Consider the following 17,174-nt stretch of genomic DNA (forward strand, 5'->3'; position numbering starts at 1 on the left):
GTGAAATCAGCACAGGAGGACGAGTACCTGGAGTTCGTGGCAGCGAGGGCGAAGGCGCTGTACCGCTCGGCGTACGTCCTCGCGGCCGGCGACACGCACCTTGCCGAGGACCTGGTCCAGGAGACCCTCAGCCGGGTGTACGTGCACTGGAAGCGGGTGGCCCGTGCGGACAATCCGGTTGCCTACGCCCAGACGGTACTGGTCCGCACCTTCCTCAGCCTGCGGCGTCGGCGCAGCACCGCCGAGCGCCCCATCGGAAACATGCCCGACAGTGCGGCCTCCGGCCCGGACACCGCGCTGCGGCTCACCCTGCTGGACGCGCTCGGCCAACTGCCGCCCCGTGACCGGGCGGTGCTGCTGCTGCGCTACTGGGAGGACCGCAGCATCGAGGAGACCGCCCGGATGCTCAGGCTGAGCAGCAGCGCGGTCCGCTCCCAGGGCACCCGCGCACTCGGCAGGGTGCGTGCGCTGCTCGGCGACAGCCTGTCCGACCTGGTTCCGCACTGAGCACCGGTGCCCGCAGGTCAACACCATCACGAAGCCCCCATCAGCAACAGAGAAGGTGACGCCAGCATGCCGTTCGAAGCAGACCTCGCCCATGCCCTGGACCGCACGACCGACTCCCTCGAACCCGATCTCACCACGCTCCTGAGCGGAGCCGTCGAGCGCGGGCGCAGCCGTCGGCGTCGGCGCAGCGTCGGCGTCATCGCCGGGGTCGGCGCCTGCGCCGCGATCGCGGCAGCCGGCCTGGTCATTCCCGGCGCGCTCGCCGGGACCCACTCCGCAGGGTCCGACATCGAGCCGGCGGCGCTGGCGATGCCCCGTTCCGCGATCACCGACACCCAGATGATCCGGGCTCTGGAGCTGACGTTCCCCGGGGGCCGGTTCAGCCAGGAGAGCGGGCAGAGCAACAACCCCTCGGATCCGTCCGGCGGGTACGTCGCCAACGGCGAACTGGTCGTCGACGACGGGCACGGCGCCGCCATGGTCGGCGTCTCGGCCGTGCGGCTCAAGCTGCCGCTCAGGGACGGCGACGGGCTGAGCTGCGAGCGGACGCCCGCGCGTGCCGCAGGTGACACCTGCACGCTGAGCGAGCTGCCGAGCAGTGCCGCGATTCCCGGCGGGGCCGTGGTGATGTCGGAGCAGAACGCCGCCCAGCACCCGGCCCGTGCCGACACCGCCCGCCGCTGGACGGTGACGGTGACCCTGAAGTCGACCGGCGCGCAGCTTCAGCTGGTGCAGTGGAACAGCACCGGCGGTGGCAGTAACGCCGACGCACCCAAGCCGACCCGTGCCGCTCCCCCGCTCTCCGACCAGCAGGTGGTGGCCGCACTCACCGGTGCCACCTGGGCACCGATCCTCGATGCCGTCGGCTGATCCGCTGCAAGGCCGAGAACGGGGGCAGAACCGGTCCCGTTCGAATCACGGGAAGGGCTCGCGATGCTGGTCGAGGGGCGCCCGTCCAACCGGTGGTCACGTCCCGGGTGGCCACCGGAGGAACCCGCACCGCGCTACCCGGCCCCGACAGCGGGTCGACCGCGCACTGCGGTTGGCAGTTCCGGGCCCCGCAGCTCCGGGCTTCGCCGCCTCATGCCGATGGCGGTCTACCGGCGCGTCACCTGTGATCACTCAGGAAGGCGGGGATTTCCTCGCGAGTGGGGTAGTTCGGCAGAGGTGCCGGCTCGTCCTGGAGGAAAGCGGTGATGACAGCGGCGGCTCGGTCGTTGTTGTCGTCCAGGCCGTTCCACATGTGATGCCCGACTCCGGGCATGTACTGGGTGCGCTGGACGGCGGGGTCGTCGGCGAGAATGGTGGTCTCCTGTTGGCGCACCTTGGGGGAGCACTCAGCGATCATCAGCATGGTGGGCGTCTTCGATCGCCCCAGTTGCGGGGCGATGGAGGGGGAGTCCTTCACCGTCTGCTGGACGCGCATGCTGGCGACGGGGCTGAAGGAGAAGTTCCGTGGCGTGTCTTCGGACGGGATGCGATGCGCGTCGCGCGCGCAGTAGTCGGATGCGGTATCGCTGCCGAGGTCAGCGGCGGTGAACGCGTTGTCGCCTTCGGCCTGGCCGATCAGTCCGGTGTCGGGGGTGAGGAGTCCGAGCTTCATGAGGCCGAACGCCACGGCGTACCGGGGGATGCGCGTCGATCGCGGGCCGGTCACGCCCGGTGCGAGGTCGCGCGCGGACGGACGCCCCGTGTTTCCGGTGATTCGCGATGTGGGGCCGTCCATCGGGCCGGGCTCGGCGATGATCGCCCGGTGCAGTTGTGCGGCGACGGAGGGGTCGGCCAGGGCTCGGGTGAGTACGACCCCGCCTGACGAGAATCCGAGGACGTCGGCCTCGCCGTTGCCCAGGCGGTGGATGAAGGCGTCCAGGTCACGGACCGACCTGGAGATCGTGTACTGCTCCATGGGGAGCAGGTCGCTGCGTCCGCCGCCGGCCTGTTCGTAGGCGTAGACGTCGTAGCCCCGGCCGGCCAGGAGTTGCAGGAACCGGTGGTCGAGCAGCGACACGCCGCGAACCGGCCCCCCGTTGAGGTACACGAGCGGGATCGGGTGTCGGGTGCCGGAGCCCGCAGGCGGGTAGTGGTACACGGCGACCCTGCTGCCGGTGTCCAGGGTCCAGTGCTGTACGGCCACGAAGGGCAGGTCGGGCGGGTACTGCCGGGTCGTGGGCGCGGTCGGGACACAGACCGTCGCCGTCAACGCCGCCGCGACGGCCACTGACCCGAACAGCCTGAGCTTCGCCGCCCGGCTACGGCCCCGGCTCCGCCACAGTGCGGCGGCAGAAGCGACTCCGAGCGTCGTCAGCCAAGCGGCGAGTCCCGAGCCGGCCCCGTCCGTGAGGACGATCAACGCGAGAAAGACAACAGCCAGTGCCGCGACGGCAGTCAGCGCCAGCAGTGAGCGTCCGGCGAAGCGGACGAGGCGCATGCCGAATGTGTCCATGGTGCCCCCCAAGTTTCAGAACACTGTTTCAAAACAACGTTATCAGAGAGGGTAGGCTTCTCCTCATGGGCAGACCGAGAACGAACGACGAAGCGGTCAAAGAGCGGCTTGTGGCGTGTGCGACCGAGATGCTGGCCACGGGCCCGCGGGAGTCGGTCACGGTCCGCGCCGTGGCGGCTGCCGCCGACACGTCGACGACGGCGGTGTACTCGCTGTTCGGCGGCAAGGACGGACTGATCGGAGCGGTGCGCGACCGGGCTGTCGCCGGCCTGTTCCAGGACTTGTCAGCGGTGCCGGCCTCGGAGGAACCCCTCAACGACCTCTATGCCCTGGCCATCGCCTACCGGCGATGGGGATGCGGACACAGCCACCTGTACACGGTGCTGTTCGGAGGGGCGCAATCCTTCGATCCGTCGGGCGCCGTCGGCACCCGTGACCCCATCCGGCCGCTCATCGCGGCGATCGACCGGGCCGTGGCCCGTTCCGTCCTCGCCGGCGAGGCGACGTCGATCGCCCTCTCACTCTGGGTCACCCTGCACGGCCTTGTGACGCTCGAACTGGCCGGAGCCCTCGACGCCCGCACGGCCGACGTCGCGTTCCGAGCGGCGATCCAGGCTGCCCTGCGCGGCTGGGCGGCACCCGCGATGTTCCACAGCCTTCGCCAAGCCGAACTCGCCTCCTGAGCAGCGGAGATGATCGCTGTTCGACCTGGCTCGGCACCTGGGCCACAACTACGGCCGTGTTCCGCCGGACTCCCTGAAGACCGAGGGCGACCGCCGCGTCATCGACCAGCTCGTGGCCCGGGACCGCACGCGCAGGACGCACCGCGCGCAGGAAGTCGGCGCGGCCGACTTCCTGCGCAGCGTCCGCGAAAGCGCCTACGGGTTCACGCCCTCGACGTTCTCCGCCTGGGGCCCCTTCTGGCCCTGGGTGATCTCGAAGGAGACGGCCTCCCCCTCCTCAAGGCTCTTGAACCCCTGCTTCTTGATGGCCCTGAAGTGCACGAACACATCGGCGCCACCACTGTCCGGGCTGATGAACCCGAACCCCTTCTCCGCGTTGAACCACTTCACCACGCCGGTCACTCGCTCGCTCACGCTGTCGCCAATCTCGCTCGAATGTTGATCGGCGGCCCCGAAGCTCCGGCCGCCCACGCCACCATCCCCGCCCCGGCCCCCGGTCGCGGGGATGCTCGCCGAGATGGCGCCGAAGGTGTCAGGGCCGGACACCTGTTCGCCCCGGTGCCACCCGTGCGGGTGAGCTGCCGTGTCGCCGCTTCGGGGCCCGCCGTCCGGTCTGGAGACTGGCCGGACCAGTTGGACGTGGCGAAGGAATGTCATGGCCGACGAGCTGTACGCGACGCTGAAGACCAACCAGAGCGACATCGTGATCCGGCTGCCGCCGAACCACGCCCCCAAGACCGTCCGGAACTTCGTGGATCTCGCCCAGGGCAACCGGCAGTGGGTCGACCCGAACACGGGCCGGCCGAGCAGGGAGCCGCTGTACCACGGCATGGTCTTCCACCGGATCATCGACGGCCTCGTGATCCAAGGCGGCGACCCCCTGGGCAACGGCACCGGCGGGCCCGGCTACGAGTTCGCCGACGAGTTCCACCCGGACCTGGCGTTCACCGATACCGTCCTGATCACCAACTACCCGCCCCGGTGCGGAGGATGGGGTTAGGCTGTCGACATGGTTGCAAACTACAAAGAAGAAGTGGCCATGCCCGACGCGGAGTTCATCAGCGCCCCCGCCCTGATCCTCCGGTCTCTCTCCGCCGACCCCGGCCGGTCGGCCATCACCACCGCCGACGGGGTCAGGATCACCGCCGGCGAGTTCGCCGCCGCCACCTACCGCCTCGCCCACGAGCTCATCGCCCGCGGCGTGACCCGGGGCATGACCGTCGCCCTGCTCACCGGCAACACCGCCGAGGCGCTCAGCGCCCGCTACGCCGCCGGCATCGCGGGCGCCCGCCTGGTGAACCTGTACGACGGCATGAGCGCCCCGATCCTGGCCGAGATCGTGACCAGCGTCGACACCGCCGTCCTGCTGGTGGACGTCGAACGGTACGCGACGGCACCCGAGTTGCTCGCCCTGGTCGACGTGCCGACGGTCCTCACCCTGGGCCCCGGCCCGGAGGCCATCGGCGAGGACGTGATCGCCGCCTCCACCCACCGCCCCGCCCAGCCGCCGGACGTCCGGATCGGTCCGGACGACGACCTGAGCATCCGCCACACCGGCGGCACCACCGGCATCCCCAAGGGCATCGTCATCCTGCACGGCCCCTACCGCAGCGCCTTCGACGTCCCGTTCGGCCCGAAGGACACGGCACCCCGTCTGCTCGCGGCCACCTCGCTCGCCCACCTCTCCGGCGTGCTCGCCGACCTGACGCTCCACCACGGCGGCTCGGTGGTCATCCAGCGCTCCTTCGACCCCGGCGAGGTGCTGGCCGCCATCGAGCGCGAGCGCATCACCGACCTGTGGGTCCTGCCCCCGCTGCTCTACCAGCTGCTGGACCACCCGGCGATCGGCAGCAGCGACCTGTCCAGCCTGAACCGGATCCTGTACGGCGGCTGCGCCTCCTCGCCGACCCGCATCCGCGAGGCGCTCAAGGTGTTCGGGCCGGTCCTGTGGAGCGCCTACGGGATGTCGGAGGCGCAGAACATCGCCGCGCTCTCCCCGCAGGAGCACCACCGGGTCGGGCACGGCGGCCAGATCTCGGTCGGCCGGCCCCTCCCGGGCGTCGAGGTGGTGATCCGCTCCGCCGACGGCGCCGAGCTGCCGACCGGCGAACAGGGCGAGATCCACGTCCGCTCGGCCACCCTCATGGCCGGGTACTGGAAGCGGCCCGACCTCACCGCCGAGGTGCTGCGCGACGGCTGGCTGAACACCGGCGACATCGGCTACTTCGACGCGGACGGCTACCTCTACCTGGCCGACCGGATCAAGGACAAGATCATCGTGGTCGGCGGGCACGTCTACCCCTCCGAGGTGGAGGACCTGCTGCTCACCCACCCGGCGATCGCCCAGTGCGCCGTCTTCGGCGTCCGCGACGCCCAGCAGGCCGAGCACGTCCACGTCGCGGTCGTCCCCGCACCGGGGCAGCGGCCGCAGCTGGAGGACGTCCGCGCGTTCGTCACCGCGCACAAGGGCCGGATCTACGCACCGGAGGCCCTGCACCTGGTCACGGAGATCCCGCTGACCTCGGTCGGCAAGCCGGACAAGAAGCGGCTGCGCGACTCCGTCGCGCTCTGAACCCGCCCGGGGCAGGGGATCCGCACCGAACCCCGCGCAGATCCCCACCGGACTTCACCCCACCGTGGGGTTTGACTCAACGAATCCCGGCCCCGCTGCCGAGAAGCCAACGGGGGTGGCGGCGCTGAGGGCCGCCACCCCTCCGCCCCCTCCTCCCCCTGCAGCTCACGCCTCCGAGCTCTCGACGCAGCACCGCACGAAGTCCCGCACCACCGGGTTGCCGTCGTCCACCGGCGCCCAGGCGACCCCGATCCGGCTGGGGCTGACGCCGCTCACCGGCCGGTAGACGATCCCGGGCCGGGCGTAGAAGCGGGCCGTGGACTCGGGGGCGAGCGCGACCCCGTAGCCGTTGGCGATGGCGCTCAGCCAGTCGTCAGGCTGGTCCACGACGGCGCCGATCCGCACCGGGTGCCCCTCGCGCTCGCCGGCGGCGACCCAGTAGTCCCGCCAGGCGCCGGTCTCGGCCGGGGCGGCGACGAAGGGCTCGTCCCACAGCTCCCGGAACGGGACCACCTCCAGGACCGCCAGCGGGTGCGCCGAGGGCAGCGCCACCCAGCGCGGCTCGGTGGACAGTTCGGCCACCCGCAACTGCTCCTGCCCGGGGAACGGCAGCCGCAGCAGCGCCGCGTCCACGTTCCCCTCCGCCAGGCCCGCCGTCGGGTCCGACCAGGTGGTGGCGTGCCGCATGTCGACCCGCCAGCCCGGGCGGCGGCGGGTGAACTCGGTGACGATCCGCGGGGTGGCCTCGTTGGCGGCGCTGGCCAGGAAGCCGACCCGAAGGACGCGTTCGGCCCGGCTCGCCGCGGCCCTGGTCTCCCGCAGCGCGGCGTCCCAGGCCGCCAGCAGCCCGGGCGCCCGCGCGGCCAGGGCGCGGCCGGCCTCGGTGAGCGCCATCCCGGCCCGGGAGCGGACGAACAGCGGGGTGCCGAGGCCGTTCTCCAGCTGCCGGATCTGCTTGGTCAGCGCGGGCTGGGAGACGTACAACCGCTCCGCCGCGCGGGTCAGGCTGCCTTCCTCCGCGACGGCGGTGAAATAGCGCAGCAGCCGGGTGTCCACATCCATTCCATCAGGTTATGGAAGCAGGTATTGGACGCAGGACGAGGGCCTGAAGAGGCTGGACGGCGAGCAAGCACCCGTGTCAGCAACGAAGGAGCCCCATGTCCATCGCGTACGTGATCGTGGCCGTCGCCGCCATCGCCGCCAACGCCGGAATCGCCGCCGCGGACTTCGCCGAGGCGCCCTTCGTCCTGGCCAACTCCGCCGAGGTGGACGTCCCGAGGAGTTGGATCCCGCGGCTGGCCGCACTCAAGGCCGCCGGGGCCGCCGGGCTGCTGATCGGCCTGGTGGCCTTCCCCCCGCTCGGCATCGCCGCCGCGGTGGGCCTGGTGCTGTTCTACATCGGCGCCGTGGCCACCCACGTCCGCACCCGGGTGCTCCACAACCTCTACTTCCCCGCCGGCTACCTCGCCCTGGCCGTCGCCACCCTCGCCCTCTCCGTCGCCCGCTGACGGGCCGGTCAGACCGCCACCGCACACACCTTGAGGGTCCCGAGGAACTCCCGCACGGCGGCGGCGAGATCGTCAGCGGCGGTGACCGGCAGCAGGTGGTCGCCGACCAGCTCGACCGCGACCGTCCCGGGGCGGCGGGCGACGAGCTCCGCCGCCTGCCCGGCCGGGATCACGCCCTCGCTGCCGCGCACCAGCAGCGCGGGGCAGGAGGTCGCCGTCCAGTCGGCCCAGTGATCGCCGTGGACCAGTTCCTCCGAGTCGTACATGTCCTTGGGGTGGAAGGGCAGCCGCCAACTGCCGTCCGCGTTCTCCCGCAGCCGATCGGCGAAGTACGGGGCGGCGGGGCCGAGCGCGGCGATCAGCACCTCCCGGCTCGGGGCGTCGTACGGCAGGTCGAGCAGGAAGGCCAGCGGGTGCGGGCCCTCCAGGCCGAGCACCACCGGGGCCTCGATGTCGACGATCGCCTCGACCCGCTCGGGGTGGCGGGCGGCGAACTGGTAGGCGTTGATCCCGCCGAGCGAGTGACCGAGCAGGACGACCTTCTCCAGCCCGAGGTGGTCGAGCAGCGCCTCGATGTCGGCGAGGTAGCCCTCCCGCGAGTAGTCCCCGGCCCGCTCCGACTCGCCCTGGCCGCGCTGGTCGGGCGCGATCACCCGCCAGTCGCCCCGGAGTTCCTCCGCGAGCCGGGCCCACATGGCGCCCTCGGACAGGTGCCCGTGCAGCGCGAGCAGCGGGCGGCCCCTTCCACCGAAGTCCAGGTAGGACAGACGGCGGCCGTCGACGGTCAGTTCACTGCGGATGGCGTCGCTCATTTTCAATTCCCCCTTGTGGAGCGGTCGATGCGATCACCATATCCAGAGTCAGACATGCGTGCAATACAAATGTCCAAGACATTTGTCTGGCCGTTCGCGGCACCATGAATCCCATGACGAACACCGACGCCTTCGACCCCCTCGCCCCCGACGCCGTCCTGCTCCTCATCGACGTCCAGCAGGGATTCGAGGACCAGGACTTCTGGGGCCCCCGCGACACCCCCCGGGCCGAGCAGCGGATCGCCGAGCTGATCGCCGCCTGGCAGGCCACCGGCCGCCCGATCGTCACCGCGCAGCACGCCTCCTCGGCCGGCCCGCTGGTCGAGGGCACGCCCGGCCACGCGCTCAAGGACTTCGTCGCCGCGATCACCCCCGACCTGCACATCGCCAAGACCGTCAACAGCGCCTTCTACGGCACCCCCGACCTGCACGCCTGGCTCCAGCAGCGCGGCGCCCGGCAGGTGGTGGTCACCGGGATCATCACCAACGCGTGCAACGAGACCACGGCCCGGATGGCCGGGAACCTCGGCTACGACGCGATCTTCCCGACCGACGCCATGCACACCTTTGACATGACCGGCCCCGACGGCACCACCGTCCCCGCCGCCGAACTCGCCCGCGCCACCGCGACCACCCTGCACGCGATGCGCTTCGCCAAGGTGGTCGCCACGGAGGCCGTCCTCCGGGCCGCCGAGGCCTGAGCCCCGCTACGCCCTGAGCAGCGGCTCGTACGCGTTGCCCTCCACCGCGTTGAGCAGCACGTACCGCTCCCCGAGGCCGAACGCGACCTCTCGCAGCCGCGCCAACGCCTCGGCCACCGTGGGGACTTCGAGCCCGAGCGCGGCCGCCGCCGCGTCCCGGTCAGCGAACAGGTCGGGCTCCTCCTCCAGGAACGCCTCGGCCGCCTCGGCGCTCTCCTCCTCGGTCAGCCGGACGCAGTCCCGCCACCACGGCAGGGCCAGCAGCAGCCGGACCATCTCCTCCAGCCCGACGGCCATCAGGGCCGCACCGCCCTCGGAGTCGGCGTACAGCACGGGCCGCTCGTCGCCGCCCTCGCCGCAGAGGAAGAAGGTGCCACCCGCACCGCACTTGGCCACCTCCTCCAGGGCCTCCCCGGAGGCGAGCACCACCTCCTCCACGTGCGAGTAGGCGTCGAGCGAGAAGTCGCCCGGCCAGAGCAGGTAGTCGACGGCGACGGGGGTGGCACGAACACGATCGAGGAATGACATGGCAGACACCCTAGGGCCGTAGCGACAGCTCAGGCCGCGAGCCGCTCGGCCAGGAACTCCTCCCAGGTGCGCCGCCCGTGCTCGGCACCGGCCGGGGCGAGGTTGTCCCCGGCCCGGTAGGCGCGTCCGAGCTCGCCCGGCACCCGTACGGGCATCTGCCGGAAGCGGCGCCCCTGCGCGGCCAGGTAGCCCCGGGTCAGCTCGCCCATCTCGTACACCGTCGGACCGGCCAGGTCGGGCACCGCCCCGGCCGGCTCGTCCAGGGTCAACTCGACGAGCCGGGCGGCGACTTCGCGCACGTCCACCGGCTCCCAGCGGACCCCGCCGGGCACCGGGACGACCGGCAGCTTCGTCATCTTCTCGACCACGGTGAACGCCAGGTCGTGGAACTGGGCGGCCCGCAGGACCGTGTACGGCAGGCCCGAGCCGGTCACCGACTCCTCGGCGGCGAGCTTGGCGCGGAAGTAGCCGAGCGGCACCTTGTCCGCGCCGATCACCGAGATGTACACCAGGTGCCGCACCCCGGCCCGCCGCGCGGCCGCGACCAGCCGCCGGGTGGCCTCGTCGTCCCCCTTGGGGCCGCCCGCGAGGTGCAGCACGGTGTCGACGCCCGCGAGCGCCCCGTGCAGCCGGACGTCCGCCTCGGCCGGGTCGCCGAGCAGGTCGCAGCGTACGTACGTCACGCCGTCCCCGGCCGCGCGCTCCTGCCGGCTGAGCACCCGAACCGCGCGCCCGGCCGCGCGCAACAGCGGTACGACCTGCCGACCCAGGGTGCCGGTGCCGCCGGTGACCAGTACCAGGTTGTTCGTCACGGTCGTCTCCGATTCGTCCCCGACCGGGAGTTGATCTCCCCGCCGTACCCGTTGTTGGGTAGCTCCTGCTGCCCTGACCCGAGGCGACGAAGGAATGTGACACGGTGGACGAGAAATCTTCCCGGACCGCTCGATTCGAGGAGCACCGGCCGCATCTGCGCGCGGTCGCGTACCGGATGCTCGGCTCGATCAGCGAGGCCGAGGACGCGCTCCAGGAGGCCTGGCTGCGGTACGACCGCACCGACACCGCCGGGGTGGAGAACCTCGGCGGCTGGCTGACCACGGTGGTCTCCCGGGTCTGCCTGAACCTGCTGCGCGACCGCGCCCAGCGCCGCGAGGAGCCGCTGGTGCCGACCGGGCCGGACGGGGAGACCGGCCCGGAACGCATCCCGGACCCGCTGCTGCGCCGCGAGGGCGTGGTCGACCCGGAGCAGGAGGTGATGCTCGCGGACTCGGTCGGTCTGGCGCTGATGGTGGTGATGGAGTCGCTGTCGCCCGCCGAGCGGGTCGCCTTCGTGCTGCACGACATGTTCGCGGTGCCGTTCGAGGAGATCGCGCCGCTGATCGAGAAGACGGCGGCCGCGACCCGCCAGCTCGCCAGCCGGGCCCGCCGCAAGGTGCAGGGGCAGGCGCCCGCGCCCGACCCGGACCTGGGTCGCCAGCGCCTCGCCGTGGACGCCTTCTTCGCCGCCTCCCGCAACGGCGACCTGGAGGCGCTGGTCGCGGTGCTCGACCCGAACGTGGTGCTGCGCTCGGACGGCGGGGCCGCGCTGGCCCGGCACACCCTGGTGCTCACCGGCGCCGCGACGGTGGCCGGCCAGGCCGCCATGTGGGGCAAGCTGTCGCCGTTCGCCCGCCCGGCGCTGGTCAACGGCACCGCGGGCGCGGTGGTCATCGGCGACAACGGCCGGGCGCTGTCGATCATGGCGTTCACCGTGGTGGACGGCGCGATCACCGCGATCGACGTGATCGCCGACCCGGAGCGGCTGGCGGCCTTCGACCTCTCGGCCTTCCGCGACTAGGACGAGAGAAGGCGGGTGGGAGGGCGACCGCCCTCCCACCCGAAGGAACGGAGGACTCAGCGCCCGATCGCGCCGTCCAGCTGCTCGCGGATGATGTCCGCGTGCCCGGCGTGCCGCCCGGTCTCCTCGATCATGTGCACCAGCACCCAGCGCAGCGACGGTCCCTCGGCGGCGTCGGGCCGCAGCGAGCGCACGCCCGGCCGGTCGAGGTCCGGGGCCGCCGCGGCCACCGCGTTGGACCGGGCGACCGCGTCCCGGTAGGCGGCGACCGCGTCAGCCAGGACGGCACCGTCCAGCGCGACCGTGTCCGTCTCCAGCGGCTCCTCCCCCAGCCCGGCGTAGGCCCACTCGAACCAGTTGAGCTCGACCACGGTCAGGTGCCGCACCAGCCACAGCAGGCTGGTGCCGGAGGCGACGCCGGGGCGCCGGGCGTCCTCGTCGCAGACGCCGTCCACCTTGCCGATCACGGCCTCGCGCAGGTAGTCGAGGAAGGCCAGCAGGGTGGTCCGCTCGTCGGCGTTCATCGACGGCGGCCGGAGGTCTGTGAGCTTGTGCGGCGCGGTGTTCTCGGGCGCGGTGCTCTGGGGCGCGGTGCTCTGCGGCGTGGTGTTCGAAGTCACCGCGCCACCCTAGCCGCCGGCACCGGCACCGGCCGGACGGACCGTCACCAGCCCTGCGCGTGCGCCCAGTCGGCGAGGTGCCGGGCGCAGCCGTCCACCGACTCCCGCCAGGTGTGCGCCGCGCCGTCCCCGGCCTCGTCGCTGACGTACTTCACCAGCCGCACCGGAACCCCGGCCCGGTGGGCGACGGTGGCGACGGCGTAGCCCTCCATGTCGACCAGGTCGGCGTGCTCGGCCAGCCGCTCGCGGGCGGCCGGGGAGTCGACGAACAGGTCGCCGGTGGCCAGCACCGGGCCGTCGCCCTTGCCGACCACCAGCGGGCCGCCGTGGCTGCGGCCGGTCAGGGTCTGCAGGACCTCGGTGTCCAGGTCGTGCTGGATCACCTGGACCACGTGGTGGATGCCCTCCCAGCCGGGGCGCAGCGCGCCGGCCGTACCGAGGTTGATCACCTCGGAGGGCTTCTCGCCCTGGGCGAGCACGGTGGCCAGGGCCACGGCGGCGTTGACCTTCCCTATCCCGGTGAGCAGCACGGGCAGGCGCTCGTCCAGGTGGGCGGCCTCCTCACGGACGGCGACGACGAGCAGCGGGCGGTCGGGTGAGATCGTTCCAAGCAGTCGCATGGGGCCCATGGTACGGAGCGGGCGTGTGCCCCACCTCGGAAGTCGCTTGATGGAACCGCCAGGGGCGCCGCCCGCGTCGCACGGGTCGCCACCTCTCCGCCGCGCCGTTACGGACTCACGAGCCGCGCCGGGCCGCACACCGGGCCGTACAAGTCGTACCGAGCCGTACGAGAGCGTGCGGAAACCGTGCACGACATGCTCAAGATCGGCGCAAGTCAGGTGTGGCCGGGAGAAGTCACGGCCATACTGCTGCCATCGGTCGGGCCCCGGGTGTCGGGTCCGTACCCAGGGGAGGATGAGGCGGGTGGCATCACCAGTAGGCAACGGCGCACCGGGCGCCGCGTTCCCGGCGCGGCCGAGCGGTCCACCGGCCGGACCGGGAGCGCCCCCGTTCGGCGCACCGGGGGCAGCACCGGGAGCACCTCCCCCGGGCGTCCCCGCCGCCAGACCCGGCGCCCAGCCGCAGCTCGCGAAGCGCCCCCGGGCCGGTGCTCCGGAGCGCGGCGTGCGCGCCCGCCTGACCCAGGCCACCCGGACGCCCCCGGGCCGGCTGCGGCTGGCCGGGGTGGTGCTCGCGGTGCTCACCGTGGCCTTCGGAGGGCTCACCGCCTGGCAGTTGGAGACCAGGGCCACGGCCGCCGACCGGGTGGTCTCGTACAGTCAGCCGCTCAGCCGGGACGCCGCCGAGATACACCGCTCGCTGGCGGACGCCGCCACCACCGCGGCCACCGGCTTCCTGCTGGCCGGCGCCGAGCCCAAGGACGTCCGGGACCGCTACGAGCAGGACCTCGCCCAGGCCGCCAAGCTGATCGCCCAGGCCGCCGCCCGGACGACGTCCACCTCCCCGGCCCAGGACTCACTCGCCCGACTGAACCAGCAACTCCCGGTGTACGCCGGTCTGGTGGAGACCGCGCGGGCCGACAACCGGCAGGGCATCCCGCTCGGCGGCGCCTATCTGCGGTACGCCTCCGCGCAGATGCAGAACGTCCTGCTCCCGGCCGCCGCCGAGTTGAACACCATCGAGACCAAGGAGCTGGCCGACGACTACGCCGCGGCCCAGTCGGTGCCGTGGGGTGCGTACGGCCTGGCGGTGCTCACCCTGGCCGCGCTGGGGTGGGTGCAGCTGACCCTGTTCCGCCGCACCAACCGGGTGTTCAACATCGGCCTGCTGGGCGCCACCGCCGCCGTCCTGGCTGGCACGCTCTGGCTCACCGTGGCCGGGCTGACCACCGGTTCGGCCCTGGAGAAGAGCGACCACGACGGCGCGACCCCGCTGCGGGCCCTCAACTCGGCCCGGGTGGACGTGCTGACCGCCCGGCTGGCGGAGAACCTGAACCTGGTCGCGCGCGGCTCCACCGCCACGTACGGCGCGCAGTACGCGGACGTCACCAAGCACCTGTCCGGAACGGCTGGCAAAACGGTCCCGATGCAGCTGCGCGGCGGCTCGCTGTCGAACGCGATGGTCCTCGCTCCCGGCGCCGCGAACCAGGCCCTGGCCACCGCCGCCGACCAGTACGACCTGTGGCAGGACCGGTACGTCGCCGCGCGCACGGCCGAGGTCGACAACGCCGACTACCAGGGAGCCCTGAACGCCACGGTGTCGGCCACCGACACCACCAACACCGCCGACGCCGCCTTCAACGGCACCGACCGGGCGCTCGCCCAGGCCGCCGACATCGAGCAGGCCCAGTTCAAGAAGGCCGCCGAGGGCACCGCCGGGGACCTGCGCCTGGCGGCCGGCGCGGCCGCGGTGCTCGGCCTGGTGGCCGCGACCGCCGCGCTGCGGGGTCTGGGCCGGCGACTGGCCGAGTACCGGTGAAGGGGAACGGACACATGCGCAGCAGAACCGTACCGACCAGGAGCGCCGCGGCGCTGGCAGTGCTGGCGGCCTGCGCGGCCGTGCTCGGCGGGGGCGGCCCCTCCGGCGCCGCGCCGACCGCCGCGACCAGCGCGCCGCAGGCCGTGCAGCAGACCCAGGACCAGTCCGACACCTGCGACATCTACGGCAGCGTGCCGCCGAGCTCGGCGGACGGCCCGGCGGTGAAGGCCATCAAGGCCAAGCGCAGCCTGGTGATCGGCGTGGACCAGAACAGCTACCGCTGGGGCGCCCGCAACCCGAACACCGGCCAGATCGAGGGCTTCGACATCGACCTGGCCCGGGCCATCGGCACCGCCATCATGGGCGACCCGGAGAAGGTGGTGCTCAAGCCGGTGGCCACCGCCGACCGGGTCGACGCGGTGAAGCTGGGCCGGGTCGACCTGATCGTCCGCACCATGACCGTCAACTGCAAGCGGATGGGGGACGTCGCCTTCTCCAAGCCCTACTTCAGCATCACCCAGCGGGTGCTGGTCCCGAAGACCTCCCCGGCGAAGAACCTCGACGAGGCGATCGGCGGCAAGAACGTCTGCGTCGCCAAGGGGTCGACGGCCGCCGACGTCCTCGACCCCGCCAAGGGCGTCAAGAGGGACGCCAAGGCGCACCTGACGGTGGAGGAGAACCAGCTGGACTGCCTGGTCCTGATGCAGCTCGGCAAGGTCGACGCCACCATGACCGACGACGGCCTGGCGGCCGGTCAGGCCGCCCAGGACCAGACCGTGCGGATCGTGGACGGCGACATCCAGCCGGAGGTGATCGGCGTCGCCATGCTCAAGACCAGCCCGGACCTGACCGCCCGGGTCAACCAGGTGCTGGCCGACTACCACGCGAGCGGCGAGTGGGGGCGCTCGTACGACCGCTGGCTCAAGCCGTACATGCTCAACGACGCCGAGCACTACTGGCCCGTGCCCCACTGAGACGGGTACGGACCGCTGCGGACGCGGGGCGTTGACGCGGTCTTGACGCCCCGCGCCCGCGCCGCCGGAACGGTCACCGGCTAGGGTTCGGGACGATCACCACGGGGAGACCGGTGGTGGACACGGGGGTTGTCGTGGGATCACACGTCACGAACGTCGGGATCACACGTGAGGAAGGAAGGACACCGCGGTGGCGGCATCGGCTGGCCCGGTACTGAGCCGGGAGGAGGTGGACCGCGCGCTGGCGCGCCTCGGCGCGGAGCGGGACGCGGTCGAGTCGGCGCTGCTCGCCCTGCAGGACCACCCGGGCCTGCGGTTGCTGGACGGCGCCGAGCTGTCCGGCCGCACCCTGGAGCGCTGGTCCGTCGCCGGCAAGGGACTGCCGCTGCTCTGGGCGCTGTTCGACCGGTACTCCGAGGCGCTCGCCTCGGCGCGCGCCGTGCGGGCCCGCAAGGCCAAGCCCGGCGCGCCCGAACTCGCCGAGCTCAGTGAGCTGTTGACCGGCGACGCGGTGACCGTCCCGGGTGGCGCGGTGCCCGACGGCCCGCAGCTGCTCGGCGCGCCCGCCAAGCTGGTCGAGCGGATCAGCCTGGACGCGCTGATGACCCGGATGAACTCCTGGTACGCCACCGTGCTGGAGGTGGTCAGCGCCGCCGACGCGGTCTGGTCGGCGCTGCCGGCCCGGATCGACCTGCTGCTGGCCGAACTCCACCGGGTGCAGACCCTGGCCGCCTCGCTCGGCGTGCGGGCCGGCAGCCACCCGCTGGGCGACGACCTGGTCGGGCTGGAGCGGGACCTCACCGAACTGCGCACCGAGGTCCGCGAGGACCCGCTGGCCCTGTGGCGCCCGGCCCGGGTGCCGGCCCAGCGCGGCACGGTGCCCGAGGGCTCGGCCTTCGCCACCCCCGCCGGGGTGGTGGACACCGAGCGCTTCGACCGGGCCGGGCGGGCGCTGGACGGCGTCCGGCTGGAACTGGAGAACCTGCTGCGGCTGCGCGACGACGCCGAGGAGCGTCTCCAGGGCGTCGGCGACCTGCTCCAGCGGGCCGACGCCACCCTTGCCGAGGCCCGCCAGGCCCGCGGCGAGGTGCTGGCGAAGATAGCGGCCAGTGATGTCCCGGCGGTGCCCGGTCCGGCCTCGGCGCTGCGCGAACGGATCGTCACCGCACTGGAGCTGCGCCAGGGCGGGCAGTGGGGCCGGCTGGCGCCGCTGCTGGACGCCCTGGAGGACGCCGCCGCCAAGGAGCTGGCCCGGGCCCGGCACTCGCTCACCGAGGTGACCCAGCCGCTGGCCGTCCGGGCCGAGCTGCGCGGCCGGCTGGACGCCTACAAGGCGATGGCCGCCCGGATGCGGGTCTCCGAGGACCCGGAAGTGATCGAGCGGTACGAGAAGGCGCGCTGGCTGCTCTGGAGCGCGCCCTGCGACCTGCGGGCGGCGGCCGCCGCGGTGGCCCGCTTCCAGCAGTCGCTGCGCCCGGCACAGGCCGAGCAGCAGCCGTCACACGAGGCGGCCGGCCAGACGCCGGTCGACGGACAGGTACAGGGGGGCTGAG

The 17,174-nt window shown here is 72.6% G+C and carries 18 protein-coding genes and 1 pseudogene; 11 read left to right on the plus strand and 8 right to left on the minus strand.

Annotated elements, in window-relative coordinates; translation table 11 throughout:
- Together ACWC9T_RS05455 and ACWC9T_RS05460 are read left to right on the plus strand one after the other, a co-directional pair.
- Positions 1-507, plus strand: a complete 507-nt coding sequence (locus ACWC9T_RS05455; protein ID WP_449819727.1) for a SigE family RNA polymerase sigma factor — start codon at positions 1-3, stop codon at positions 505-507.
- Between the two features lie 66 nt (positions 508-573).
- Positions 574-1,377 carry a hypothetical protein gene (locus tag ACWC9T_RS05460; protein ID WP_449819728.1) on the plus strand — a complete coding sequence of 268 codons (804 nt, stop codon included), beginning with the start codon at positions 574-576 and terminating at the stop codon, positions 1,375-1,377.
- A 238-nt stretch (positions 1,378-1,615) separates the two neighbouring features.
- On the opposite strand, the gene ACWC9T_RS05465 is transcribed toward ACWC9T_RS05460, so the two are convergent.
- Positions 1,616-2,950, minus strand: a complete 1,335-nt coding sequence (locus ACWC9T_RS05465; RefSeq protein ID WP_449819729.1) for an alpha/beta fold hydrolase — start codon at positions 2,948-2,950, stop codon at positions 1,616-1,618.
- Between the two features lie 65 nt (positions 2,951-3,015).
- Here ACWC9T_RS05465 and ACWC9T_RS05470 point away from each other — a divergent pair, with 65 nt between their 5' ends.
- Positions 3,016-3,633, plus strand: a complete 618-nt coding sequence (locus ACWC9T_RS05470; RefSeq protein WP_449819730.1) for a WHG domain-containing protein — start codon at positions 3,016-3,018, stop codon at positions 3,631-3,633.
- Between the two features lie 195 nt (positions 3,634-3,828).
- Here ACWC9T_RS05470 and ACWC9T_RS05475 read toward each other — a convergent pair whose 3' ends face one another.
- A complete protein-coding gene (locus tag ACWC9T_RS05475; protein WP_449819731.1) occupies positions 3,829-4,047 on the minus strand; it encodes a cold-shock protein in 219 nt (72 codons plus the stop codon).
- Positions 4,048-4,288: 241 nt separating this feature from the next.
- On the opposite strand from ACWC9T_RS05475, the pseudogene ACWC9T_RS05480 reads away from it, so the two are divergent.
- Both ACWC9T_RS05480 and ACWC9T_RS05485 read left to right on the plus strand, forming a co-directional pair.
- A pseudogene (locus ACWC9T_RS05480) lies at positions 4,289-4,597 on the plus strand (peptidylprolyl isomerase); the annotation flags it as partial.
- 45 nt (positions 4,598-4,642) lie between these two features.
- Positions 4,643-6,205 (plus strand): AMP-binding protein, encoded by a 1,563-nt coding sequence (locus ACWC9T_RS05485; protein WP_449819732.1) that lies wholly within the window; start codon positions 4,643-4,645, stop codon positions 6,203-6,205.
- A gap of 165 nt (positions 6,206-6,370) precedes the next feature.
- Here the strand turns inward: ACWC9T_RS05485 and ACWC9T_RS05490 are convergent, their stop codons facing one another.
- Entirely contained in the window at positions 6,371-7,267 is an 897-nt protein-coding gene (locus ACWC9T_RS05490; RefSeq protein WP_449819733.1) for a LysR family transcriptional regulator, read from the minus strand.
- Between the two features lie 95 nt (positions 7,268-7,362).
- On the opposite strand from ACWC9T_RS05490, the gene ACWC9T_RS05495 reads away from it, so the two are divergent.
- On the plus strand, positions 7,363-7,713 hold the full coding sequence (locus tag ACWC9T_RS05495) for a DoxX family protein (RefSeq protein ID WP_449819734.1): 351 nt from the start codon (positions 7,363-7,365) through the stop codon (positions 7,711-7,713).
- Positions 7,714-7,721: 8 nt separating this feature from the next.
- On the opposite strand, the gene ACWC9T_RS05500 is transcribed toward ACWC9T_RS05495, so the two are convergent.
- Positions 7,722-8,525: an alpha/beta fold hydrolase gene (locus tag ACWC9T_RS05500; RefSeq protein WP_449819735.1), complete on the minus strand. Its 804-nt coding sequence runs from the start codon at positions 8,523-8,525 to the stop codon at positions 7,722-7,724.
- A gap of 113 nt (positions 8,526-8,638) precedes the next feature.
- Here ACWC9T_RS05500 and ACWC9T_RS05505 point away from each other — a divergent pair, with 113 nt between their 5' ends.
- Entirely contained in the window at positions 8,639-9,226 is a 588-nt protein-coding gene (locus ACWC9T_RS05505) for an isochorismatase family protein (protein WP_449819736.1), read from the plus strand.
- A 6-nt stretch (positions 9,227-9,232) separates the two neighbouring features.
- On the opposite strand, the gene ACWC9T_RS05510 is transcribed toward ACWC9T_RS05505, so the two are convergent.
- Both ACWC9T_RS05510 and ACWC9T_RS05515 read right to left on the minus strand, forming a co-directional pair.
- Positions 9,233-9,754 carry a hypothetical protein gene (locus ACWC9T_RS05510; protein ID WP_449819737.1) on the minus strand — a complete coding sequence of 174 codons (522 nt, stop codon included), beginning with the start codon at positions 9,752-9,754 and terminating at the stop codon, positions 9,233-9,235.
- Between the two features lie 29 nt (positions 9,755-9,783).
- A complete protein-coding gene (locus ACWC9T_RS05515) occupies positions 9,784-10,566 on the minus strand; it encodes an SDR family oxidoreductase (protein WP_449819738.1) in 783 nt (260 codons plus the stop codon).
- 104 nt (positions 10,567-10,670) lie between these two features.
- Here ACWC9T_RS05515 and ACWC9T_RS05520 point away from each other — a divergent pair, with 104 nt between their 5' ends.
- Complete coding sequence (locus ACWC9T_RS05520; protein ID WP_449819739.1) at positions 10,671-11,588, plus strand: sigma-70 family RNA polymerase sigma factor; 918 nt, start codon at positions 10,671-10,673, stop codon at positions 11,586-11,588.
- Positions 11,589-11,644: 56 nt separating this feature from the next.
- Here the strand turns inward: ACWC9T_RS05520 and ACWC9T_RS05525 are convergent, their stop codons facing one another.
- Both ACWC9T_RS05525 and ACWC9T_RS05530 read right to left on the minus strand, forming a co-directional pair.
- Positions 11,645-12,208, minus strand: a complete 564-nt coding sequence (locus ACWC9T_RS05525; RefSeq protein ID WP_449819740.1) for a DinB family protein — start codon at positions 12,206-12,208, stop codon at positions 11,645-11,647.
- A 44-nt stretch (positions 12,209-12,252) separates the two neighbouring features.
- Complete coding sequence (locus tag ACWC9T_RS05530; RefSeq protein ID WP_449819741.1) at positions 12,253-12,828, minus strand: nucleosidase; 576 nt, start codon at positions 12,826-12,828, stop codon at positions 12,253-12,255.
- Positions 12,829-13,333: 505 nt separating this feature from the next.
- Here ACWC9T_RS05530 and ACWC9T_RS05535 point away from each other — a divergent pair.
- The 3 genes from ACWC9T_RS05535 (at position 13,334) to ACWC9T_RS05545 (ending at position 17,173) form a co-directional block, all read left to right on the plus strand.
- On the plus strand, positions 13,334-14,647 hold the full coding sequence (locus ACWC9T_RS05535; protein WP_449819742.1) for a hypothetical protein: 1,314 nt from the start codon (positions 13,334-13,336) through the stop codon (positions 14,645-14,647).
- Between the two features lie 14 nt (positions 14,648-14,661).
- Positions 14,662-15,621 (plus strand): glutamate ABC transporter substrate-binding protein, encoded by a 960-nt coding sequence (locus ACWC9T_RS05540; protein WP_449819743.1) that lies wholly within the window; start codon positions 14,662-14,664, stop codon positions 15,619-15,621.
- A 190-nt stretch (positions 15,622-15,811) separates the two neighbouring features.
- Positions 15,812-17,173, plus strand: coding sequence for a hypothetical protein (locus ACWC9T_RS05545; RefSeq protein WP_449819744.1), 1,362 nt, complete (start codon positions 15,812-15,814; stop codon positions 17,171-17,173).
- The last annotated feature ends 1 nt before the right edge of the window (position 17,174 follow it).

The sequence above is a fragment of the Kitasatospora sp. NPDC001159 genome, from assembly GCF_053598235.1.

Coding starts and splice junctions, on each gene's coding strand:
- ACWC9T_RS05460 (WP_449819728.1), top strand. CDS start 574: ATGCCGTTCGAAGCAGACCTCGCCCATGCCCTGGACCGCACGACCGAC.
- ACWC9T_RS05465 (WP_449819729.1), bottom strand. CDS start 2,950: ATGGACACATTCGGCATGCGCCTCGTCCGCTTCGCCGGACGCTCACTG.
- ACWC9T_RS05470 (WP_449819730.1), top strand. CDS start 3,016: ATGGGCAGACCGAGAACGAACGACGAAGCGGTCAAAGAGCGGCTTGTG.
- ACWC9T_RS05485 (WP_449819732.1), top strand. CDS start 4,643: ATGGTTGCAAACTACAAAGAAGAAGTGGCCATGCCCGACGCGGAGTTC.
- ACWC9T_RS05490 (WP_449819733.1), bottom strand. CDS start 7,267: ATGGATGTGGACACCCGGCTGCTGCGCTATTTCACCGCCGTCGCGGAG.
- ACWC9T_RS05495 (WP_449819734.1), top strand. CDS start 7,363: ATGTCCATCGCGTACGTGATCGTGGCCGTCGCCGCCATCGCCGCCAAC.
- ACWC9T_RS05500 (WP_449819735.1), bottom strand. CDS start 8,525: ATGAGCGACGCCATCCGCAGTGAACTGACCGTCGACGGCCGCCGTCTG.
- ACWC9T_RS05505 (WP_449819736.1), top strand. CDS start 8,639: ATGACGAACACCGACGCCTTCGACCCCCTCGCCCCCGACGCCGTCCTG.
- ACWC9T_RS05510 (WP_449819737.1), bottom strand. CDS start 9,754: ATGTCATTCCTCGATCGTGTTCGTGCCACCCCCGTCGCCGTCGACTAC.
- ACWC9T_RS05530 (WP_449819741.1), bottom strand. CDS start 12,828: ATGCGACTGCTTGGAACGATCTCACCCGACCGCCCGCTGCTCGTCGTC.
- ACWC9T_RS05540 (WP_449819743.1), top strand. CDS start 14,662: ATGCGCAGCAGAACCGTACCGACCAGGAGCGCCGCGGCGCTGGCAGTG.